This window comes from Binatus sp. (SeqCode) (genome assembly GCF_049584895.1).
GTDB lineage: Bacteria > Desulfobacterota > Binatia > Binatales > Binataceae > Binatus.
This window is the reverse complement of sequence record NZ_JBAUYR010000081.1, coordinates 95793-118849: the sequence shown is the minus strand read 5'-3', so window position 1 is coordinate 118849 and position 23057 is coordinate 95793. Positions and strand designations below refer to the sequence as shown.

Sequence of the window (23057 nt, the reverse complement as noted above, 5' to 3'; positions counted from 1 at the left end):
CCGCGCCGCATCCTCTATGGCAGCAACTACACCCCACGCGAGGGCGTCGCTCAGCGCGTTCTTCTTCTCCGGCCGATTGAGCGTGATGGTCCTGACGTGGCCCACGTCCGCTATTTTCACAATGTCTATCATTTCAGGTTACCTTGGTTAACGCGTTTTCCTATCGCGCCCTCATTCTGGCTAAAAGGACGAGTTCACGTCCAACACTGTGAGAAGCGGATAGGCTATGGTCGTCGTTAATGGTCGTCGTTAACGCAACCCGCGATATGCCGATGATCAGAGGAAAAAGGCACCGGCATGGTTTTCGACTGAGCGACCAGGGTTGGTTATAAAATGCCAGCCCCAGTTTTCGCGAATTTCGAATGCTACTGACCTACCGGCTAGAAGTAGATCGAGTCAACGTAAATGCCATACATAGCGGCGGAGGGTGGTTCGGCGATGCCGGGCGTCCAGACGACGTACGATTCCGAGGCGACGGCCAGAGAGCTGAGGAGACCGCTTCCGGGAGACGCGTCGGAAGTGAAAATGGTCAGTGTGTCGAGGCCTTGCTCCTTGAGCTGCGCGCACCATGCCCGCAGCAACGACTCTAGGTCGCGTTCGGCGCCGGTGATGAACCCGTAATCGACGACCAGGCCGCGGCGTGATTCGACGCGGCCTGTTTTCGAATCCGTGACGAATCTGATCTTCTCACCGGCGGGCCACACGCCTACGACTGCATCGTCCGTCATCAGGAGTCGGTCCCACGAGTAGAACTCCGGGGCTCGTTCGACTCGAGCTGTGAACGACTCCACCGAGTAGGGAACGTACATCTCCTCGCTGCCGTGGCAGGCGTTAAGGATCTCGACGATTCTCGGTGCATCCGCTTGTGTCGCGGGCCGCCCGTACGATGGACCTGCAAGCGATGATGCGCATGAGAGCTGAAGCCGCGTCGCATTGACGGTCCATTTGTTCGGGGCATTGGCGATTCCAGCCTGCATCGCCTTGTTCTCAACAGAAATATACGCGTTGCTGTGAACCACCTCGGGGTGTTTCTGCCCGAATAGGGAACTGACGGCTCCCCATAAACCCTTCTTCTGGTACTGGGGATCGATGCGCAAGTGGAGCGCGGTAAGCGTTCGGTAGACTTTCCCGCCGACACGAATATCGTGGAAGCACCCACAGTTCACGCCGGCAACCTTTCCTCCGACCAGAGCGATTGAGACGATTGCCTCCTCCATCAGGCGTGTGAAGGCAAAGTAGTCCGTCCCGCGATCGATCGTCATCGACGTGTCGCCCATGATGATCGGGCAGCGGCGCTCGAGATCGGAAAGAGCGGCGGCATCGGCTTCGCTGGCCTCGCGGACGGTCACATCGACGTCGAGCAGGCGCTGATATTCGAGCATCTTGATCAGATGCGGGGCATGCTCCTCTACATCACAACGGAAGCTGAACCTTCTGGCGTTGTTGAGGCCGTCAGCCATGACAGTGACGGAGAAGTCTCCGTTCTGCTCGATGGCCGTTGGTGTGAAGGGGCCGATTGCTGCCGAAGCGCGCCGCCATCCTTCCATCAAATCCTCGCCTTGGCCGGGAAATGGAGTGCGGATCGATGCCGACGCACTGAAGCGGTCAAAGTCAGCAGCGGATGTGTTCCCGCCCGCGCTGGCGAGGGTTTCTAGATACCATCGCACTTGGCTCCCGGCGGGAGTATCGGGGATCAGGCTCGTCGAGGCCATTCGTTGACACGCAAATTTGAAAAATTATGTAATCCTGCGCTCTTATTTAAAATTACTTTCATCGCGCTCTCATTCTACTTTACGCGCTTTCCAAACTTCTTCGCAGGGCCGCTGGCGAGCCCACTCGAGAGTGACGGACCGGCACCGCGTGGTTGCCCCAGTTGGAGGTCGCAACTCGATAAGCGCGATCCGCGCCCTCAGGCACGGATTTAGTCGGGAGATTTTCTCCCGAAGGTTTTCCCGCGATACGCGGCCGCGGCGGCACGCGATTCTTCCTCGCCAAACGAACCAAGCAGCACGTCACCATCAGCGAACGATGTCGTTCCCGCTGACATCGCACGCGCAACCGAGTTGACATGCTCTTTCGTGATCGCTACTGGCACCGACGGCATCGCAGTCAACTGCTGCGCGAGTTTTTCCACTTCGTCTTTCAATCGAGCCGGCGGCACGACGCGGTTCACGAAGCCGATCGATTTGGCTTCATCCGGAGTGAATCGGCGACAGGTCATCACGAGTTCTTTGGTAAGAGCCGGCCCGATTTCTCTCACGAGACGCGGGATCCCGCCCCACGCAAGCGGAATTCCCAGCTCAATCTCAGGGATAAAGAACGATGCGTCGTCGGCAACAACACGAAGGTCGCATACCGCCATCAAAACGACGCCGCCGCCAACCGCGTAGCCATGAACTTGCGCGATCGTCACCGCGTGCATGTTCTCGAGCGCGTCAGCTGCGCGCAGTCCCAGTTGGCCACCTTCGCGTCGGGCCAACCATGACTTATGCGATGCTGGAGCGCTTTGCCCCAGCGGCGAATCTTTGAGATCGGCACCAGCAGAGAAGGCGCGCCCTGCTCCGCTCAAGATCACGACGCGTAAATCATGGCGGGTATCGAACCAGCGCGCGGCCTCGGCCAGCTCCCTGAGCATAGTAGCACCGATTGCATTCAGCCTCTCGGGCCGGTTGAGAGTTAGTCTGCCCACGGCGTCATCGACTTCGACCTTGATCGTCTCGAATTTGCGCGTGTCACTCATTGCAATGCCCTCCATTCGCCTTGGAAACGATCGGCGCCAATTACGTTTTGCGGCTTTGAACTTCCAATCGCGACTCAACAAACCTAAACTCCAAACCAGCCACGGTGCCTCAAGAAGTAAAGGAATCAGAATCACTGGGGAAGCGAACGAGCTCAGGTTGATCAGCATCTCGAAGATCATGCCGGCATCGACGGACGCGTACTTGCCATGTTCCAGATTGTAGAGCGTGTCCATGCAACCAAGGTAGACCGAGGCACCGCTCGCGGAATCCTTGCCGGTGCCACTGGATCACGGTTGACGGCTTGACCAGCACCATCACTTTCAGGCAGCGCGGCCAAGCTCGATAGAGCCAGGCCCACAGCAGGCCGTCAGCTCGACCAAGCCACGTCGGCCGGGCCGCTGCCGGTGGAGAACGGCCACCTGATGCCTGAGGGCCAGCACCTCAAGTTCCAAGGTAGCTCGACGCCGAAACCGGAAGGAGACCAGAGAGACCATTGCGGACAGGATCGTAAGCATGCCGGCCACGATAAAGCGGTCGGCGCAAAACTCCAGTGTTTACAGAGCATACGGAATTAAGCAGCCACAGGTATGGGTGTCGCGCGAGGAATCCTGCCGCCAGATCCGATGGACGGCTCGCGAATTGTGGGACTAAAATCCGGTCAGAGATGCGCGGAAGGTGGGGGCTCAATGCTTCAGGATAAAACCGAGGAGGTTTTGCTATGGCCAAGCACACGTTCGTCGTGATGACTAATCCGACTGCTGGAAAAGAGGTTGAGTTTAACGAATGGTACAACAAGCAGCACATTCCGGATGTGCTTAACGTACCAGGCTTCGTGAGCGGGCAGCGGTTTCGCATCGCGGACGCGCAAATGAGTCGCGAGGGGGGCAAGGGCTACAAATATCTCGCCATCTATGAGATTGAGACTGACGATCTTGCGGGCGTGCTCAAAGAGCTGCGGGCGCGCGGTGGGACTTCGGAGATCGTGGCGAGCGATGCGATCGATATGAAAAATGTGGGCGCGTTCGTATTCACGCCAATCGCGGAGAAGGTGATGGCGAAGGATGTGAAGCGTCCTCGTCGCGCCGCCTGAACTTCGTCGAGGAGAGAAAATTATGATCGCTGAGAAATTTTTGGCCGATAGTGCAGCCGAAGTTGGTCTTAATCCCGACAAGGTGCAGGCGCTGATGGATCGGGCCGAGCGCGACGTGAAGGATGGGGTTCTTCCCGCGTGTCAGGTTGCGATCGCTCGCGACGGAAAGATTGCTGCGATGAAAACTTTCGGCCGTGCGGTACAGGGTGGCGTGGAGAAGCCGGCTACCGACGAGACGGTTTTCGTCGCGATGTCGGCGACCAAGGCGATAACCTCGTCTGCGCTATGGATTCTAATCCAGGAAGGAAAAATCGATCCTGCCGACAAGATCGTCAAGTACGTGCCGGAGTACGGGACCAACGGCAAGGAAACGACGACCATCGAGCATCTGTTGATTCATACCGCCGGCATCCCGACTGCGCCGGGCTCGTTCAAGGATTGGGGCGATCGCAAGCGACGCCTGGAGCGGTTCGCGCAGTGGCGTCCGGTGAATACTCCGGGCGAGAAGTTCTTTTACCACATCCACGCGAACTATTGGCCGATCGCCGAAGCGATCGAGCGAATCACGGGCACGCGTCTCGGCGAGTTCGTACGGACGCGAATCGCGGAACCGCTGGGCCTGCCCGACTTGCGAATCGGATTGCCGCGTCCCGTCCAGGCGCGGATGGCCGACGTTAAATGGGTCGGCGAACCCGCCAAGGACGAGGAGTATCGCAAGCTCGGCATCACACCTCCGCGCGCCGGACTCGGTTCGATCACCGAAGACGCGGTGCTGGAGATGAACGAGCCAGAACTGCGCGAGATGGATTTTCCGGCCGGAGGCATGATGACGACGGCCGGCGATATCGCGCTCTTCTACCAGGCGTTGCTCAATGACGGCAAAGCGCAGGACGGAAAACGCATCTGGCAATCCGAAATGATTCGCGAGGCTCGGCGTATCCGCAGCGGTAACCTGATTGATCCGGCGCGCGGGATCACGGCGAATCGCGCGCTGGGAATCGTGATCGCGGGCGGCGACGGCAAGGCGAATCTGCGCGGCTTCGGACGCACGAACTCGGCCGAGGCTTTTGGCCATCCGGGCTTCGGCGGGCAGATCGGATGGGCTGATCCGGCGACCGGAATTTCGTTCGGCTATCTCACTAACGGATTCGATCGCAACGATCTTCGCGAGGGCCGTAGGGGGGTCGCGGTGTGCAGTCTGGCGGGATCGTGCGAGGAAGCATGAAACGCGATTATTGGGAAATAGTGCAGGCGATGCCGGCTGCCGAGCTGGCGGATCTCATGCGGCGCTTCGAAGACCTGGGTCTCTACGGCGTATGGTCGCCGCAACTGCAAGCTACCCCATTCGCGACGCTGGCCGCGGCCGCGATGGTGACCAGGCGGCTTAAGCTCGGCTCGGGGATCGCGCTCGCATTCACGCGCAGTCCGATGGAGACCGCGCAGAACGCGCTCGATATCGACCGGCTCAGCGGCGGCAGGATGGTGTTGGGATTGGGCACGGGTGTGCGCGAATGGAACGAGCGCTACTACAGTGTCGAGTACGGCAAGCCGGTCCGTCATCTGCGCGAGATCGTGACGACGGTCCGTGCGATAGTCGAGAAGGGGCATACGGGCGAGCTTGAGCTGATCGACGGCGCATATCACAAGCTCGATCTCCGCGGTTTCAAGATTGGCAGGAAGCCGGTACGCAGCTCGATCCCGATCCACATACCGGCGCTATTCGAAAACACCGTCGCGCTTGCGGCTGAAGTCGCAGATGGACTGCTGGGACATCCGGTATGGTCGCTGAAATGGATCTCGCAGACGGCGGCGCTGCTCGAGCGGACGCTGGCCGCGAAGGCTCGCAAGCGATCGGACGTCCATGTGAACCTGTGGAACTACGCGGCGATTGCCAACGATCGCCGCCAAGCGATCGACGATATGCGCGGTACCGTCGCATTCTATTCGAGTATCGCGCAGTACCAGAAATACTACGGTGCGCACGGCTTCGGCGCGCAGGCCCTCGCCGCGAGCGAGGCGGCAGCGCGCAAGGACACGGCCGCGATGCTCAAGGCGATTCCCGATGAGATGGTGACGACGTTCGCGATCGCAGGCACGCCTGACGATGCGCGCGAGCGCGTAGCGAGGATGTGGGAATACGCGGACTCGATGACAATTTCGGCGCCGCAGTATTTCGTTCCGCCCGAGCGGATGAACACATACCGGAGCGCGATCGTCGAGACACTCTATAAGGCTTGATGGGCGAGGCTGCGGCGCCGCTCGAGCAGCGACTCGACGTCGAACTTGAACATCTTCGCCGCGTTGAGCCCGAGGATCTTCGCGCGTGCGCTGTCGCTCAGATGACCCATCTCGCGCTCGATGGCTTCCGCGGAATGGGGCCAGGTTCCTTCGGCGTGCGGATAGTCATTGGCCCACATGAAGTTGTCCACGAGGTTCCATTTCTCGGCGAGCTCAAGGCCAGCGCGATCTTCCTGAAATGTGGCGGCGCCGTTGATCCGGAAATATTCGCTCGGCGGATGTTTGAGCTTCGGATAGGCCCATAGATGATGCTTGCGATAGGCCTCGTCCATCGCGTCGAGCGCCCACGGCACCCATCCGATCCCGCTCTCCACGGCGGCGAATTTGATCTTCGGAAATCTCTCCAGCACGCCGGAACCGCAGAGACTCGCGACCGGCTCGATAGTGGGAGAGAGCGAATGCGATACGTAGTTAATGACCGCGCCGCCTTCCTTGCGTGCGACGCGCGGATCGCGTCCGGTCGAGACGTGGAAGGTGATCGGCAGATCGCAATCGTCGATCGCGGACCACATCGGATCGTAGATGGTCAGGTTGTAATTGGGATCGCGCGAGTCGTGGCCGCCGAAGACCGGCTTGCACGGCAGCGTCAGGAATCGAAACCCCATTTTCGCGACGCGCTTGATTTCCTCGATCGCGAGCGTCACGTCAGCGGTCATGATGGCGGCGGCCGGCGACATGAAGTCGTTGTACTCGCCGTACATTTGCCACGCGAAGTCGTTCCAGACCCGGCACTGCGCCATCCCGAATGCCGCATCTTTGGTCGCGAACATCATCAGGCCCTTGTTGGGGAAAATGATCTCCGCGTCGATGCCGTCGCGGAGCTGGTCCTGAATTCGCTCTTTCGGATCGGCGCCGACGCGGCCGCGCATGCGATCCTCGCTACCCTCACGCGGGACGTCGCCGATCATGCGCGCGCGCACGCGCGACTTGCCGGTGCCCTCGGCGATGAACCACTTCTCGCCGTTCGCGTCGATTTCGACGTGCGGCAGGCGGTCGCGATATTTCGCGTCGATGCGATCGCGCCAGAGACTGCCGGGCTCATTGGCGTGGCAATCCGCCGAGATCATCAGGTACTTGTCGGGGTCGTGAGCTCGCGCTGTGCGCGCCCATCCATCGTGGCCGGGGGTTTCGATCCGGTAGCGATTCTTCTCGTCGATTTGGTTTTGATTCTGTTCGTGTTGAGTCTGCGTCATGATGTCCTCGCGTTTCGGGGCGGGAAACAGCAATTTATACCATAGGTTTGTACCAGGCGGTCCAATCCGTCGGAGTCAGAAAACGTGAGAAGAATAGTACGCTATAATGATTCTAATCGGCGCCGTGATCGCTGTTCTGATATTGCTCTTACGTCTGCTGCCTTCGATAAACTGGCCCGTAAGCACCAAACCCGGTCCGTTGGAAAGCAAGTTGGCTGATTACGTGACGTCCGAGTGGGTCCGCCGCCACGCGGCAAACCAGACCAACCCGGTTAATCTGAGTCCGGAGAATCTGAAAGCCGGATAGGGCGACTTCGAAGAAACATTGCGCCACCTGTCACGGACTTGCCGGTAGTGGGGAAAAGGTTCGAAGCCGACTTCTATCCGCCGGTCGCGAAACTTACTGACGACGTCCAGGAGTGATGTCTTTCTGGGGTTTTTTTCTGAGGGTCCCTACTCGTCGGATCAGGGAATTTTGAAACGCGAACAGGGAAGTATTTCAGATCAACAGAGAATTTTCTTTGAATAACAGAGAAAATGTATTGAGGTTCATTCCGGCCGGCCGAACCACGGCGATCACCTTGCCAAGGCATGACGCTAGAAGACAGGCTCGCCAGCGCCTCCCTACATACACACTGCGATCAACCCTCGGATCCAAGTTTTCAGTAGCTACACCCGCAAAAGCTGCTTTCGGCCGGAAGTTCGTCGGGCCGAATATAGCCACGGACATTTGCCACGGTGCTGAATGCCAACCTCAAGCGATTCGGAGTAGTTTTCTCTATTGTTTGGCGCGAAGGCGCACTTCCTCGCGCGCGCGCAACTCGCGGCGCATAATCTTGCCGGTCACAGTCGAGGGGAACTCCTCCATGAACTCGATTTCGCGCGGCGCCTCATGCGCTGCGAGCCGCGTTTTCACGTGCATCTGGATTTCCTTGATCATCTCGTCCGAGGGTTTGAACCCTGGCAGCAGCTTCACGAATGCTTTGATCGCCTGGCCGCGTTGAGGATCTGGCACACCGATCACAGCGCACGATGCGACCGACTTGTACTCCATGATCTTGGCTTCGATTTCTGAAGGACCGATTCGATACCCGGAACTCTTGATGACGTCGTCGTTGCGGCCCTGAAAATAGACGTAACCCTCGTCGTCCATGTGGCCGAGGTCGCCAGTCATGCACCACTCTTTCTTGAACTTGTCACTCATCGCGGCGGGGTTCTTCCAATACTCGCGCATCACGACCGGTGAGTCGCGGCGAATCGCAATCTCTCCACTCTCCCCGGTTTTCAGCGGCACGCCTTCGGGCGAGACGATGCTGACATTGTGGCCTGGATATGGCTTGCCCAGCGGCTCGAGGCGGGCCTTCTCAACCGCGCTGCAGGTGCCTATGAAGTAGTTCGCCTCGGTCTGACCGAAGCCCTGGTTGAACTCGACCTGCAACTCCTCGTCGACCCATTTCGCGAGTTGCGGACTGACCGGCTCGGCGCCACTCACGATGCATCGCAAGTTTAGTTGTTTGTATTTCTCGCGGGGCTGCTTCACCTCGCGCAACACCTTGAGTGCGGTGGGCGGATAAAGGCCGACTGAGGCGCCGTACTTTTCCAGTAACCGGAACGTCACGTCGGGATCGAAACGCGCCTTGCTGCGATAAGCGAGCACCGGAATTCCGTATGGCCAAATCGCGAGCAGACCGTCGAGCAGGCCACCCGCCCACGCCCAATCGGCGGGGCTGTAATAGAGGTCGCCGTCTCGCAGGTAGTTGTATGAATAGTCAATGCCGTTGTGGCCGAGCACGTAGCGCGCGACGTGCAACACCCCTTTTGGATTGCCGGTGGTGCCTGAGGTGTACATCAGCAGCACCGGATCCTCGGCGCTCGATTTCTCCATCGTGAACGATGCCGCGCCCTTGCTCATCAGATCGTCGAAGCTGATTCCACCCTTGGCGCCGTCGGTGACGATGATGTGCTTGAAGTTGGGGAGGCTCTTGCGATCGACCGCGTCCATTTTTCCCACCGTTTCGGGCTCCATCAAGATCGCCTTCGCGGAACTGTTGTCGAGGCGATACTGAATGGCGTCGGGACCAAAGAGTTTCGAGATCGGTAGCGCTATCGCTCCAAGCCGATAAAGCGCCATGTGCGCGATCGCGGTCTCGGGACGCTGCGGCGTATGAACCGCGACGACGTCGCCGCGACGGATGCCGATAGCTCGCAGCGCGTTGGCGAAGCGGTTCGTCGCGTCGATCATCTGCGCGAAGGTGTAGCGCGCGGTGTGGCCTTCGTCGTCTTCGTAGAGCAGCGCAACCTTGTCGCGAAGCTCGGTGTGCCGATCGAGGCAGTCAACCACTACGTTGTAGTCGGGCGGCACGTTCCACTTGTGCTTCGCGCGAAGCTCCGCGAACGACTTCGCCCCGCGCACCGTATGTTCCTTGAGTCCAATCATCGTCAAAACCTTCTACTAGGGAGAATGCTCCGGTTTGTGGCTCGCGGCCGAATTCTTCGACGGTAGACCGCGAGCGGCCTGACGTTTCCGACGTGCGGCCATCTTGTCGTCGAACTCGGCTCCGCGACCAACCTTATGCGCGGCGAGCCGCGTTGCCGAGTAATCGTCCATTCCGCACAGCCGCGCGAAGTTCGGCAGCTTCAGTCTGGTGACGTCGGTGTCGCGAGCGGCCGCTCGTTCGAATGCGGTCGAGATCGGCGCGCCACCGTGAATGGCGAAGGTAGAAATCACAGGCTTAGATTTGGCGCCGCAAACTGGGCATCGCTGTCCCCTCTTCGAGGCGCCCGCCGCCACCAGCATCTCGAAGACGTGCCCTTCGCCGCACTGCCATTCGTATATCGGCACTGTTCCTACTCGACCTTGTGCGGATGTTCCTTCCAGTCTTGCGGGTCGTGAGTGATCCACATCGTCGCCTCGTGCATGTCGCGGATAGCCTTGATGCGCTTGATCGATATCACCGACTGGATCGGGTCAGTATCGAGCGGCATCGTCGCCTCAGTATCCACCGCCGCGCGGACGTGAACCGTATCGCCGGTTAACAGAATCTTGCGGCTGGCAAGGTTTACCAGCAGCGAGCATTCTCCCGGCGTATGCCCTGGAGTAAGCAGAAACTTCAGGCTCCCGTCTCCGAAGAGATCGAAATCCTGATCGAGCTCGATCCAGTCATAGCCGCGAGTCGGAATGTAATCGTTCAGAATGAACGCCCAACGCTTGTCGGGCTCGGGCCAGTAGGCGTAGCGAATTTCGTTTCTCCCAGCGAGGAACTTGGCTTTGGGAAAATAGGTCAGGCCGCCGGCATGGTCGAGATGCGCATGCGACAGGATCACGTATTTGACGTCTTCGGGTTTGTAGCCGACGTTCTTGATCTGTTGGTCCAGAGTGTCGGACTTTTTCCATTGTAGCGGCAGATGCCGCGCCATCTCGCCCCAGTAACCAATCGCGTCGTCGATTATCTTTGGATTGCATCCGGTGTCGAACAGTACCAAGCCCTTGGGATGCTCGATCAGAAACGACGGGCACGGCAGATCTAGCATCTTGTCGTCGCCACCCTGCATCAGGAGCGACATCGGCGCGGATAGTTGCGCACCAGGAAGAGCCCACATTCGTCGAACCTTGGATTCAGCCATCTCGCACCTCGCATTCAGGCCGCAGCCGCTGGCTACCTGGCAGTTCTAACTACTTTTCAAAAGGAGCGCCATGATGAGGTCAACGAATCGCCTCGGGCATCCTCGCCGGAAATTGGACTCGATCAGCGCTCGCAAGACTTCCACCTCACTGCACCGCCGAACAGAATGACGATCTCTCGGTCGAGAACCTGGGCCCTGAGGTGACGATGGCGCTTCGACTACACCAGATCTCAGTATCGTCCGCCGAGCTTGGTGTGATCCCAGCTCGTGATCTTCTCCGGCACTATCTTAAGCACGACCCGTTTCGGCATACTGGCAGCCGCTTCGCGCGGAACCCCCGACCGCTGGCCCTGCTTCTGGCCGATCGCGCGAAGGCTTTCGCGCACCTGCTCAGGGTCTTCAATGATCTGGCAATGGCCGCGAACCAGCACGCCCTGGAGTTCGTCGTAAGAGCGTCCGGTTTCCACCATCACCCCCACTTTTGGATTGCGGCGTATGTTCACGACCTTTTGCGCCTTGCCGTAGGAGGTCATGTAAATGGCGCCGTCGATATAGAAGTAGTTCATCGCCACCACGTGCGGAAATCCGTTCTTGTCCAACGTGGCGAGCGCGGCCTTGAGGTTCTTGTTCAGGAACTGCTCCTGCTCCTCGCGATTGAACTTGATCAAGCTCTGTCGGCTCGGCATGGGGTTGTTCCTTTCGAAGACACGCCCTCTCTTGACAACGTCGCGTCCACATGAGGCCCGCCGGTCTCGCGACGAAAATCGCACTCAGCAGCCATCCTGCCATGACTTGCATCGATCAACCACCGAACGTTGTCAACGGGACGGTATCGTAGCCGACATGCTTGAGTTCGAGCGATCCGTCCTCGCCGATTCTGCTGTGGTGGAACTAGAGAACCTCGCGCTCCATCGCTCTTCCCGCGAGCTGCTACCGAATCCTGGTTCTTAGGAGAAGCGACATTTGGCGAAATTGACTAGAGCACTTTCCCTATAACGAGAGTCGTCCTCACACTGCTCTGGGCTACGTCCTCACGCCAAGCTTCGATCTTGCACTTGGCGTCGTCAAGGGAAAGGAACCAGCTAGTGTTCAGACACTCATCGCGAAGCCATCCGTTGAAGGATTCAACCAGGGCATTGTCGGTTGGTTTTCCAGGACGGCTGAAGTCGAGCGAGACCTGATGCATGTAGGCCCCGCGCACTCCGCGCAGGATTTCGCATCAGTCGCGTTCAGATGAGCGCACTTCGCACACGCCCGGCTGAGCGGCGTCGCGCACTGATTACAGATCGCAATCCGGCTGTTCATCCCATTCCGAGTTCTCGTTCAGGCGGTTGTCGGCAATCATGAACGCCTTGAGTTGCGCCTCACTCAAGTGACTGAGGCAGATGGTTGGAACTTCGTTCCGACCGAGCTGCCTGCACGCCATGATCCGCCCATGACCGGCGATCACATTTGAGTCCTCATCGACCAATACCGGAACATTGAACCCGAACGCATCGATACTGCGCGCGATTTGGCGAATTTGCCTGGGGCTGTGAAGCCGCGGATTTTTCGGATCGAGCTTCAATTCCGAGATCGGCCGATAGATGACCTCCACCCGACCCATAACGCTCTCGACCTTTCGCACATTTCTGTTTTGATTCATCATCCTGCCCTTTCATTCCACCTCGATGTCGAACTACGACCCATACGGGCCATTTCTTGCGGGACACGCAAGGCTGCTCGCTGAAACGCAACGCAGAGAAGGGTTTCACCGACCATGCTGAACAATGCCGAGGTTGTTTTCAGTCATGGCCACCTGTCGCTGCTAAAAGTTCCGTCGGCGCCAGCGCAACCGGACGCGGGAGCAACTTCCTTGCCGGCCCGACGACTTGATCAACCCCGAGCAGGCCAGCTCAGACCTTGAACGCGAGGCGGCGATCAGATGGTTCGATGAAACCTATTCGACTAGGCTCGACAACAAGCGCGCCGGCCGTATGCTGGTAATCGAGCAACGGACCCACCAAGCCGACCTGGCAGGCCATCTGCTGGCGCAGGGCGGTTGGGAGCAGGTATCCCTGCCAGCAAACGCCGAGCGCAAGACCACGATCGTCTTTCCGCAGTCGGGCAAGGATCTGGTCCGCGAGGAAGGTGACTTGCTGTGGCCCGCGCGAGAAGGTCGCGCCGAGCTCGAGGCGATTAAGATCCGGCTCGGTTCGTTCGGGTTCGCCTCGGGATACAAGCAGGCACCACTCAGCCGTGTATTCTCGCGCTGGTGGCCTCGATGACAGCGACAGCCTGATCATCGTCCAGCCCGAGACGGTCTTGCGCTGGCGCCGTATAGGCTGGTCAGCGCTTTGCCGATAGATCTCGAGGTCGCTGGCGAGATGGGCGCCCAGGTTTCCAGCGAAGTCCGCCATTTGATCGCACGGATGGCCCGTGAGAACTTTTTCTGGGGAGTCCTCGAGACGCAATTTCTACTCGCGGGCCCGCCCCGAGGGCGGCGGGCAATTGGCCTCGCGCGCGCAATCGACGATCGAGTGCAGGGTGGCAAATCCAACCCGTCGGGACTATGCCAACCGATATGAAGACTCGTCGAATCGCCGATCTCGCGGTACTTTCAGTCGTTTTATCAATCGCTTTAGTAGCCGCTGCGCGCGCGGAGGAGAAAGCAGTGCCGGGATGGGATCCCGCTCTGTTCCGCGAGGCGAGCACCATCAAGGTAATGACCACCGAACCTGACGTCGGAGAGCATTGGTCTAACTTGTGGGTGGTCGTGATCGACGGGCAGCCCTACGTCCGGCTTGGCGATCGCGCATACGGACGCATTCAGAGGAACACCACCAGCCCTTATGTGAAGTTGAAGGTGGCTGACCAGGAATTTGACAAGGTGAAGTTGGAAGAGATGCCGGACATGAAGGAAAAGGTCGCGACCGCGATGGCAGACAAGTACTGGATGGACATTCTCATCCGACATGAATCGCATCCGATGGTCGCGCGCCTTGTTCCACAGACCCCCGCACCCGAGACCTCATCGCACTGAGCGCCGTGGGCAGCCTCTACATTCCGTTTCCGGCTCGAACTTGCGTTTGCCGGGCACTTGTTGTTGATCCGATGCTGAGTCAGGATCCGAAGAAGGGAAGAAGGAAATCGCCTATCCGGGCGTAGTTCGCCGAGAATGCCTGTGTGGGCGAATTACTGATTTTCCCAGAATCAGCAATTCGCCACACACACAATTGAATTTCGGGTCGGCACGGCCTCGTGGACCGACCCGACACTCGTAAATTCGGACTTATTTTATCCGCCTTCCGTGCGAAGCGCTGAAGAGCGGTTGCGCTTTTACGCCGAGCAATTCAACACGGTCGAAGTCGATTCGACCTACTATGCCCCTACCCGCGGATCGTAATGCAAGGCTCGGTGGACCGAGCGCACACCCGAGGGGTTCGTCTTCAATATCAAACCGTTCGCGCTGATGACTCAGCATACTGCTGAGATCTCGCGGTTCCCAAAGCAATTGCGTGAGATGATGCCGGCGGAGGATCAAGGCGATCGCCAGCTTACGCGACCGTCGAAGGAAGTCGTCGATATGGCGTTCCAAATGTTCTGGAGCTGCGATAGCGCCGCTCCGCGAAGCCGGCAAGCTCGGAATGGTGGCCTTCCAGTTCCCGCCGTATTTCATTCCGAAGGCTGCCAACCTAGATTACCTCGCGCGCCTTCCCGAACGGCTACCGGGAGCCTCGATCGCAATCGAGTTCCGTCACCCGAGCTGGGTTCGCGGGGAAACTCGACGTACCGAAACCATGAGCTTTCTGCGATCGCGTGGCTTGTATTACACTTCCATCGACGCGCCCGAAGATAATTCGATCGTGCCGTCATTTGTCGAAGCTACAGGCGAAAGAGTAAGATTAATAAAACTCAGCGCTATCGTCTTCGCATTGCAAAGCCTTCTTACAGGCTGATGCGTCGTTCTCTCCTTCCTTTCTCTCAGCATCAGTCTTAGTGTGAGTCGTTGCGCCACTAGATGGGAGATTGCGTAGCCCCGCAACCCTGTCCGGTCTTGAGTGTCAAGAGGAGATCGAAGATGGATGACTCCAAGCTGGTGAAGAAAGATCGACGTCATTCGCTGGATCCACTAAGCGCGGACGAAGTGAAAGCCGCCATCCACATCCTACGTACCCACGGCCCCGTCAGTGACCATATGCGCTTCGTTTCGGTCAACTTGCATGAACCAGCCAAGACTGAAATCGAAAATAATAACCCCGGCAATATTCCGGATCGGCTCGCCTTCATCATCGTGCTTGATCTTGCTGGTCGACGGGTGCTGGAAGTGCTGGTCAGCCTGCGTGACGAAAAACTGATCACATGTCAGGAGCGCCGCGGAGTCCAACCCGGCATCATCGTCGAGGAGTTCATGCAGTGCGAAAATGCCGTCAAAGCCGATCCCAGATGGCGTGCTGCGCTCATCCGCCGCGGTATCACCGAATTCGACAAGGCCATCGTCGATCCCTGGTCTGCCGGCGCTTACGGTGATGAACGGTTTCCCGACCGTCGGCTGGCCCAAGGCCTCACGTGGATTCGCGGCAGCGATGCCGACGTTGGCTATGGCCGTCCGGTTGAGGGATTAATTACCTTCGTCGACCTCGAAAAGATGGAGGTGGTAGAGGTGATCGATGATGTCGAGGTACCGCTCCCACCTTTGACCGGCACTTATGCTGCCGAATCTCTCGGGCCGCTGCGGCAGGACTTGAAGCCACTGGAGATATCACAGCCCCAGGGTCCTAGCTTTACTGTGAACGGGTATGAGGTACGTTGGCAGAAATGGCGTTTTCGGGTCGGCTTCACCTCGCGTGAGGGCCTCGTACTTCATCAGCTCGGCTACGAGGATCAGGGCCGTGTACGTTCGATTTTGTACCGGGCGTCGTTGTCTGAGATGCAAGTGCCATATGGCGATCCCACTCGAACCCACAATAAAAAGAATGCCTTTGACGTCGGGGAATACGGCATCGGCCGAATGGCCAACAGCCTCAAGCTAGGTTGCGATTGCGTCGGCACAATTCACTACTTTGACGCGCATATGGTGAACATGGCGGGCGAGGTCGAGACCATCGAAAACGCCGTCTGCATGCATGAAGAGGACTATGGCACGCTCTGGAAGCATAGCGACTGGCGGACCGGGCGCAGCGAAGTCCGGCGCTCACGCCGTTTGGTGGTCTCTTTTTTCGCGACGGTCGGGAATTACGACTACGGATTTTACTGGTATCTCTATCAAAGCGGCGAAATACAGCTAGAGGTCAAGCTGACGGGATGCCTGTCGGTCGGCGCCTGTCCGCCAGGCGTGCAACCTACTCATGGCGTTCTGGTCGCGCCCCAGCTCTACGCCCCAATTCATCAACACTACTTTAATTTCCGTCTGCATATGAATGTGGACGGGCCGGGCAATTCCGTTTACGAGGTCGACACAGTCGCCGACCCGATTGGGCCGGCCAACCCGTACAATGGCTCGTACCGTCCAAGGTCCACGCTCATAAGCAACCAGTTGGAAGCAGGCAGGGATGCTGATCCCGCAATTGGGCGCGCCTGGCTCATCGTGAATCCATCACACCGCAATGCAGTGGGTCAGCCAACCGGCTACAAACTCATGCCCGGAGCTGACCTGGCGCGGCCCTTCGCGCATGAGGGGGCGAGCCTGCTGCGACGTGCCGGATTTATTCGCCACAACCTTTGGATCACCGCCTACAATCCGGCGCAGCGATACGCGGCCGGCGACTATATCAATCAAAACCCCGCTCCTGACGGTCTTGATCAATGGATCAAACGCGATCTCCCGCTGGTGAATACGGATTTGGTCGCATGGTACTCATTCGGCGTCCACCATGTGCCGCGGACCGAGGACTGGCCAGTCATGCCAATTTCATATGCCGGCTTTATGCTCAAACCCTCAGGTTTCTTCGAGCAAAATCCTGCGATGGATGTGGCGCCGCCGTCACCTTCGCACCGATGCTGCGACTAGCCGCCCTAGACTTAGGAGCGCGTGAGCACTTCCTATCGTGGTGAAGCAGTGAATTAGATCGAAGTTGAGAGCAAACAATGGACAGGAAAACCACCATCCGTTCCATCCACAAGAGCTATTTCGAACTTCTGGAGGCTCACTTCCAGCAAGAGCAGTCCGAATTCGAGAAGAGCGGCGCCACCGATTTCGCGAGCGTGATCATTTTTGTCTTAGCTACCGTGAAACCACGCTTCACCTCCGGCATCACCGTCTCTCTGCCATCGCTAGGTGTAGTTCCAGCAATCTTCCAGCACATCCATGAGCTCTTGCAGAATATCCATTCATTTTGGGAAGCGAATGCGGAAGCTGTTCGTGCGGCCGTCAAAGACGATGACAGCCTTCAGTCTACCGTAATCGACAATGTTGATTGGCATCTGAAGCTGGAGACTGTCCGCGCCTACGGTCTCTACTTCGATACTTTGCTCATCCCCGATCTTATGGCCGAGCACGCTTATAACTATCACGAACTCCGGCAGGGTCAGCAGAAGTGGGACGATAGCGGGGCGTTCGGGTTTTTTGGATTGCGCGTGATGGTGGATTACTTCCTCTTGTTAAAGAGAAAGGGGCTTTTTGTTAACGATAGCGAATTTCCAATCGGCGTACTCTATCCGCGGCTGACTTTATGCGACAAACAACGAAGCTCGATTGATAACCTTACGATAGCCGCTTACGAGATCACTACCCAGTTTGCCAACGACGTTTTTGGCCAGCATCACAAGAGCGTCGAGGAAGCGCTCGCCTATTTCCAGCGTTCTGATTTCAAATCTCTCTATCAACAGATGAAGGGCGGTCCCTTTGCGGGTGTCGCCACCGCTTTGGAAAATGCGGCGCGCTCAGCGCCAGCGTTCGGCGGCAAGCCGCTCACTTTGGAAAAGTGGCTGAATACCGCGATCGATTCTTCGCGACAAGTGTCCGGAACCAAAGTCCCGAGAGTTCGAGGTGCAGAGTCTCTTTGGGTCTGGTTGTTCAGAGGCTTCCAAACGCTGCAGTCTTACGAACCCATATGTGACTCTTTCGTGGCGGATCATGCGCTGGATCGGTCCGGCTGGGAATTGTACCGATGGCTTCTGCAGACCAATGCGGAAGTGGCTGCCGGTCAGGCGAAAATCAGCGAAGGGAAGGCGGTGCTGCGAGCGATCGAGACCGACAGCCGCCATTGGCGGCAAAGCGTCGATCTTGAGGCTCTGATCCGGCTGCGGGAGCGCGGGGAAATGGAAGATATGAGACGCATTTTCAGCGTCAACCGAAAACGTCTCAAAAGGGCTTCCGTTGCCGACTACGACGCCGTCGTTAGCGAGGTCGAGGGCAATATCAGTCAAGCGCTAATGGACTATGAGACAGAGTTTTTGCGCCTGGAGCAGAATAGATCGAAACAAAAACTGCGGGATTTGGGCTGGTTCTCCGTTTCCGCCGCACTAGGCGTAGTCTCTGCCCTGGTTCCTGTTGCCCTGGTCGGATACATCGGCGCCGCGGTCTCGATAACCTTGGGTGGAAAAAGCGTACGAGACATTGTGAGTGATCGTAAGTATATAAACGCTGAAGCGGAGACTATGCGTCAGCGACCGGTCGGAATCCTGTGGCAGGCTAAATACGGCGAGCAGCCGGGGGTGGTCACGTAGTGACTCATGGTGAACTTAGGCGCTGTTGTCGGGTTGACCGTCTTTCTGGTAAACGAGCGTGAGCGTGCCCCTCCCGATTTGCAGGCAATCTGATGTGATCGCGACGGCAGACATGACGAAATCGAAGAAGGCACGAACGACTCTTTTTTGCAGCTGTGCCTACCAAAAACTCCGAACGCGCCAGTAAGTCTGGATTTTTGGATTTAATGACGCTGTGACTCCTCAAAACCTGATCCGCACTCTCGATCCTGCGGTAACCTGTGGTCCGCAAATCATTTCGCTCTGGCTTGAAACGCGCATAGTTCTTAGGGATTTTACGGAGACATTTGTTGACGAGAGAGGGCCGGTTGCATGGTGGGTGCAGGGCTGAGTTGGCTAAGGATCATGTATGATCTAGTTCACTTTCTGTGTCTCGGCTTGCGTTCGAGGACTTCTGTGCTCCGCAAAAAACATTTGCTCGGGCTTGAAAGCCTGTGTGTGGCGAATTACTGATTTCTCTAGATTCAGCAATTCGCGACACACACGCACACCGGATTGCTCTCCAGAAGCTATTCCGGTTCTGATATTGATTACGGGAGCATTCAATACCGCCGAGATCGATTCGGAGGTCCAAGACAATGACACGGCGAATTCTAAATGACCCCGACAGTCACATCATGGAGTTGCCGGATTTTCTGACCGAGTATGCGGATCCAGCCATTCGTCACCGCTTGCCCGCACTCCTTCCGGTCGGAAGTCTCGACGCAACATTGGCGGGACTGCCGGACAGCGGGCGCCACGGCGATTCGCCGGAAAACGTCGCGAAGCTGAAAGCGCTCGGCGATCAAATCCTTCGCGGGCCGAAATGGTACGCCGCACTCGGCGCATTCAACAGCAAGGAGCGCGGGGCCGTGCTCGACGCGTTGGGAATCCAGCGCCAGGTCATCTTTTCTTCCTTCGCCGCGGCCACGCTTTTCGCCTGCCAGGATCGCGAGGTCCGCTACGGAGGCGTCAGGGCATTCAATCGCGCGATGATGGCGTTCGTTGCCGATGAACCGCGCCTGGTCGCAACCGGTATTCTCGTGTTCGACGATCCCGAGCGCTCGGCGGCTGAACTCGATCGCGCGCTGGCCGAAGGAGTGCGAATGTTTATGCTGCCTTCGGATGCGCCCGGACGCTCACCGGGACATCGCGCTCATGATCCGATTTGGGCTCGACTCGCGGAAGCGCGCGCGTCATTCGTGCTGCACGTCGGAAGCAGCAAGTTGTCGATCGATCCCGAATGGATGATTGACGGGTTCCCCAATCGCAAGACCGCACGCGGCGGCGCCGAAGTCGTCGGCTCCAAGGACATGACTTGCATCTTTCACTCCGCCGAACGATTTCTCTCGGTGCTGATCCTCGACGGTGTGCTCGATCGATTTCCCAGCTTGCGAGGTGGCTGTATCGAGCTGGGTGCCGGATGGGTTCCTGCGATGCGCCGACGCCTCGATCATATCGTCGACATATGGTCAAAGCCCGAGCCGCATCTGCGCGAAATGCAACGGCGGCCTTCCGAACAGATCGACGATCAGGTGCGCTTCACGCCCTACCCCTTCGAAGACGTCGGTGAACTGATCCGTCAATCCAACGATCGGCTCTTTATGTTCTCGACCGACTACCCGCACGCTGAGGGCGGCCGCGATCCGATCGGCAGATTCGACGCGAGCATCGCCGGCTATTCTGAGCCGACCAAGGCGCGCTTCTTCACGGAGAATTTTCAAAATCTGGTGCAGGACTGAGGTTCAGCCTGTGTAGCGAATTGCCGATTTTCCACAGGAATCAGCAATTCGCCACACACAGGTTAGGCCACACACACCTTTGATCTCATCCGAGGGTAAGCAGATCGTCGCCAAACGGTCAGGGAGTCGGACGACAATTACGCGCCAGCGCGAACGTTGCTGAGAGCGTTTTGCCCTGGCCCAGGCTGTAGTCGTATTGGAAGCGAATATCGTAGGAACCATTTTCGAAGATAGGACCCAGAAACTGCAGGGTGCGGCCCGGGTCGAGGTCGAGATAGTACGGGGCGTTTTGAAACTGCCCGCCGGTCGCGGGATGACGCGTTACGGCGAGGCTCGCCGCGGTCGGCCGGCCTTGGTAGTCGATCACCGCAACGATCATTCCATCGGTGTGGTAGCGCGTCGTCGGACAGCCCTCGGTTCCGGTGATCGTCGAGCCCGGTGGATAAATTTTCGTTCCGGTGGGAAGCTTCGCTCGCGACCCTTGTCCTGTCACCGAGCCGTCGACAAACGCGAACCCGGTCAGGCTGGCGTTGGCGTCGGCGCTGGCAGAGGAGGACCGCGTCGCATCAGGCGCCTGCCCTGCCGGATATTTCATGTCGATCGTCAGGTTCATCGTGCCGGTTCGGTAGGTAAACTTCGCGGCGGCGTAGCTCGGCAGTCCGGCGACAGCGCTTGGGTTGTTCGACAGGCCAACGCCCTCGCGCGGAGTACCGTCCGGGTTCAGCTCGAGCACGTGGGTGCTGTCCTCGTCGTGAAACACCAGGACCGCGTACGAGCCTGGTTCCTGATTCTGGAAGTCACATGCGGCGTGTCTATTGGTAATCGTCGACGCAGTGGTCGCCGCGTTGCCGTCGCTGTTCGAGGGGAAGTTTCGGGCCGACTGAAATATTTGGCAATAAACCTGCCCGCGGTTGTTTCGCAGACCCTCGATATCGACGTGGATCAAGTCGGCGGCTTGACCTCCTTCGTCCGCCTGGTCGGAGCTGGCAAGTCTCGCGTCGTTTTGATCGGGCAACTCGGCCAGCACCACACCCTCCTCGTCGAGTGCGGATTTGATGACCCATTCGGTGCCGAAGACTCCGATGCCACCGCCGACATATGTGCCGCGGCCATAATTTTCGAGATGCGCGCTTTTGACGTGCACGCCGCGCATCCCTTTCGCTCGCAGCTTGGCAACCGCGGCGGGCAGATCAACAAAGTTGGCGGGCAACGCGCGTTCATCGCGGGGATCGGCGCTGGAGCCAGGCATCAACTCACTCGCGGGCGAATTGGGCATGTAGGTGAGCGTCAGCTGCTGTCCGGGAGAGTAGAAGAGGAACTGGACCAGCACACCGCCGTCCGGGGATTGCGCATTGGTGAAGCCGGAAGTCTGCTCCAACTGGATCGACGTGAGGAAGGCGTCGGGTTGCCATTTGCTGCGAACGTACGCGGCTGCACGCTGCGCGAACGCCGGCACGTCGCCCAGCGGCCATTGGATTTGTGCCGGCATCACCTCGCTGGCGGCCGCGCTCCGCATCGGGGTCTCGGACGAAGTGCGGGTCCATTCGATATCGGCGCCGGGCGCGGTGTGGGTCGTCATATGCTTGCTGCCGTCGAGGCGAAACGCGCCGACCATCCCCGAGATGCCGCCGCCCACGATCATGAACGTGCCGCTGTCCTTGCCGGTGACGTAAAGGTTCGGCGCAAAATTACCATTCGGTACGCTGGTGATCGTGGCCTGCTGACCCGTCAGCGGCATCGGGCACGTATCGCCGTAGGCGATCTTCCCGGTAGCGCCAATTTCCATCACGCATGGCTGACGCTGGCCGGCCGGGTTGTACATTTCCGCCTGCCATCGGCCGACGGTCGTTGGCCTCGATGCCGCCGATGGATCAGAGCCGGAATGTCCGCACGCCGAGATGACCCCGACGATCACGATCGCGAGACCGATGCGTATGATCGCGCTCACTCGCGATGATCGGAGTCGGTGGAGAGCTGAATTGCCGGTGAACATACCAGCCTTGCTTATAGACCCATCGTGGTTGAGAGGTCTATTTCCCGTGGTCCGCCAAGAGGTCTGAGATTGTAAACCTTTTGTATCGATGCGATGGTGAGCTGTTCAGCAACGTGGGTAATCCCGATTAGTACCAGCCTGATACAGACCCTGAAATCAACTTTACTTTTACGTTCGCGGATGCTTTTCCAGAGTGAGAGACGACATACTGATGTGGGCGCATTACGCCGACAGCACAAGGGACTTGTCTTGGGTTCGACGGCCGTCGGTACCGAAAACCTCGTCCGGGGTGACGGAGTGCGAAATGTGCCAGTGGGGGCGCAATGTTTGCGTTCCTGACCAAACTCCTGCTTGTGTGTGGCAAATTGCTGATTCTGGGAAAATTAGTAATTTCGCCACACACAGGTTGCCGAACGCTCGGCACTACGCAAAGCAACGCTTCGTCGCCCAGTTTTTTCGCGTCGCCCGTGCAGCAATCGGTCTCGCCCTTCCCCTCTCACCAAACGGTCACGCCCTTTGCATCTCAACAACCTCAGCTAGGGCCGCGGATGATCATGCCAGCGACCGGGGGTGCTCCAATCCTGAGCACGCCGGTCGGCGGCAATCTCTATCTACCGGTGACAGGCGGACCGCCGGTAGTGGGGGTGCCTTAGGGCAGCCACTTGTATCTTTGCGCTCGCGTCTTCTTACTTCTTCTTCTCGTCACGGCGT

At 58.4% G+C, this 23057-nt stretch carries 21 protein-coding genes and 1 pseudogene; 12 read left to right on the top strand and 10 right to left on the bottom strand.

The features are described 5' to 3' along the window. Positions 1–380: 380 nt before the first annotated feature. Both WB650_RS14470 and WB650_RS14465 read right to left on the bottom strand, forming a co-directional pair. Complete coding sequence (locus WB650_RS14470; RefSeq protein WP_423960948.1) at positions 381–1712, bottom strand: hypothetical protein; 1332 nt, start codon at positions 1710–1712, stop codon at positions 381–383. A gap of 209 nt (positions 1713–1921) precedes the next feature. Next, positions 1922–2740: an enoyl-CoA hydratase/isomerase family protein gene (locus WB650_RS14465; protein ID WP_423960946.1), complete on the bottom strand. Its 819-nt coding sequence runs from the start codon at positions 2738–2740 to the stop codon at positions 1922–1924. 719 nt (positions 2741–3459) lie between these two features. Here WB650_RS14465 and WB650_RS14460 point away from each other — a divergent pair. From WB650_RS14460 to WB650_RS14450, 3 genes are read left to right on the top strand one after another with little or no spacing between them, the layout of a single operon-like run. Beyond that, positions 3460–3831: a DUF4286 family protein gene (locus tag WB650_RS14460; protein ID WP_422303512.1), complete on the top strand. Its 372-nt coding sequence runs from the start codon at positions 3460–3462 to the stop codon at positions 3829–3831. 22 nt (positions 3832–3853) lie between these two features. Beyond that, positions 3854–5056, top strand: coding sequence for a serine hydrolase domain-containing protein (locus WB650_RS14455; protein ID WP_423960944.1), 1203 nt, complete (start codon positions 3854–3856; stop codon positions 5054–5056). Further along, positions 5053–6069, top strand: a complete 1017-nt coding sequence (locus WB650_RS14450) for an LLM class flavin-dependent oxidoreductase (RefSeq protein WP_422300960.1) — start codon at positions 5053–5055, stop codon at positions 6067–6069. Before WB650_RS14455 ends, WB650_RS14450 begins: the two co-directional genes overlap by 4 nt. Here WB650_RS14450 and WB650_RS14445 read toward each other — a convergent pair. Continuing rightward, positions 6057–7322, bottom strand: coding sequence for an amidohydrolase family protein (locus WB650_RS14445; RefSeq protein ID WP_422300961.1), 1266 nt, complete (start codon positions 7320–7322; stop codon positions 6057–6059). The two genes, WB650_RS14450 and WB650_RS14445, sit on opposite strands and share 13 nt — an antisense overlap. Positions 7323–7428: 106 nt before the next feature. On the opposite strand from WB650_RS14445, the gene WB650_RS14440 reads away from it, so the two are divergent. Then, positions 7429–7629, top strand: coding sequence for a hypothetical protein (locus WB650_RS14440; protein ID WP_422300962.1), 201 nt, complete (start codon positions 7429–7431; stop codon positions 7627–7629). 471 nt (positions 7630–8100) lie between these two features. Here WB650_RS14440 and WB650_RS14435 read toward each other — a convergent pair whose 3' ends face one another. The 6 genes and pseudogenes from WB650_RS14435 to WB650_RS14410 all read right to left on the bottom strand — a co-directional run bounded on the left by WB650_RS14435 (position 8101) and on the right by WB650_RS14410 (position 12552). Then, a complete protein-coding gene (locus tag WB650_RS14435) occupies positions 8101–9759 on the bottom strand; it encodes an acyl-CoA synthetase (protein WP_423960942.1) in 1659 nt (552 codons plus the stop codon). A 15-nt stretch (positions 9760–9774) separates the two neighbouring features. Beyond that, a complete protein-coding gene (locus WB650_RS14430) occupies positions 9775–10164 on the bottom strand; it encodes a zinc ribbon domain-containing protein (RefSeq protein WP_423960940.1) in 390 nt (129 codons plus the stop codon). A 5-nt stretch (positions 10165–10169) separates the two neighbouring features. After that, a complete protein-coding gene (locus WB650_RS14425; protein WP_423960938.1) occupies positions 10170–10946 on the bottom strand; it encodes an N-acyl homoserine lactonase family protein in 777 nt (258 codons plus the stop codon). Positions 10947–11176: 230 nt separating this feature from the next. Then, the gene (locus WB650_RS14420; protein ID WP_422307887.1) at positions 11177–11632 is read right to left on the bottom strand and encodes a pyridoxamine 5'-phosphate oxidase family protein; all 456 of its coding nucleotides are present in this window, start codon (positions 11630–11632) and stop codon (positions 11177–11179) included. Positions 11633–11922: 290 nt separating this feature from the next. Beyond that, a pseudogene (locus WB650_RS14415) lies at positions 11923–12138 on the bottom strand (integrase core domain-containing protein); the annotation flags it as partial. A gap of 87 nt (positions 12139–12225) precedes the next feature. Continuing rightward, complete coding sequence (locus WB650_RS14410; protein ID WP_423960936.1) at positions 12226–12552, bottom strand: ParB/Srx family N-terminal domain-containing protein; 327 nt, start codon at positions 12550–12552, stop codon at positions 12226–12228. Between the two features lie 265 nt (positions 12553–12817). Between WB650_RS14410 and WB650_RS14405 the strand changes: the two genes are divergently transcribed. From WB650_RS14405 to WB650_RS14370, 8 genes are all read left to right on the top strand, one after another. Beyond that, on the top strand, positions 12818–13213 hold the full coding sequence (locus tag WB650_RS14405; protein WP_422307891.1) for a hypothetical protein: 396 nt from the start codon (positions 12818–12820) through the stop codon (positions 13211–13213). Positions 13214–13282: 69 nt separating this feature from the next. Beyond that, entirely contained in the window at positions 13283–13513 is a 231-nt protein-coding gene (locus tag WB650_RS14400) for a hypothetical protein (RefSeq protein ID WP_422307893.1), read from the top strand. After that, complete coding sequence (locus tag WB650_RS14395; protein WP_422307895.1) at positions 13510–13968, top strand: hypothetical protein; 459 nt, start codon at positions 13510–13512, stop codon at positions 13966–13968. The genes WB650_RS14400 and WB650_RS14395 overlap by 4 nt, the downstream gene beginning before the upstream one ends. 267 nt (positions 13969–14235) lie before the next feature. Further along, positions 14236–14331 carry a DUF72 domain-containing protein gene (locus tag WB650_RS14390; RefSeq protein WP_423960933.1) on the top strand — a complete coding sequence of 32 codons (96 nt, stop codon included), beginning with the start codon at positions 14236–14238 and terminating at the stop codon, positions 14329–14331. A 241-nt stretch (positions 14332–14572) separates the two neighbouring features. After that, complete coding sequence (locus WB650_RS14385; RefSeq protein WP_422307154.1) at positions 14573–14884, top strand: DUF72 domain-containing protein; 312 nt, start codon at positions 14573–14575, stop codon at positions 14882–14884. 122 nt (positions 14885–15006) lie between these two features. Continuing rightward, complete coding sequence (locus tag WB650_RS14380; RefSeq protein WP_422307152.1) at positions 15007–16935, top strand: primary-amine oxidase; 1929 nt, start codon at positions 15007–15009, stop codon at positions 16933–16935. Positions 16936–17012: 77 nt separating this feature from the next. Further along, positions 17013–18593 (top strand): hypothetical protein, encoded by a 1581-nt coding sequence (locus WB650_RS14375; protein WP_422307150.1) that lies wholly within the window; start codon positions 17013–17015, stop codon positions 18591–18593. Positions 18594–19210: 617 nt separating this feature from the next. Continuing rightward, entirely contained in the window at positions 19211–20353 is a 1143-nt protein-coding gene (locus tag WB650_RS14370; protein ID WP_422307148.1) for an amidohydrolase family protein, read from the top strand. Between the two features lie 118 nt (positions 20354–20471). Here the strand turns inward: WB650_RS14370 and WB650_RS14365 are convergent, their stop codons facing one another. Continuing rightward, on the bottom strand, positions 20472–22301 hold the full coding sequence (locus WB650_RS14365; protein WP_423960931.1) for a DUF2141 domain-containing protein: 1830 nt from the start codon (positions 22299–22301) through the stop codon (positions 20472–20474). Positions 22302–23057: the final 756 nt, after the last annotated feature.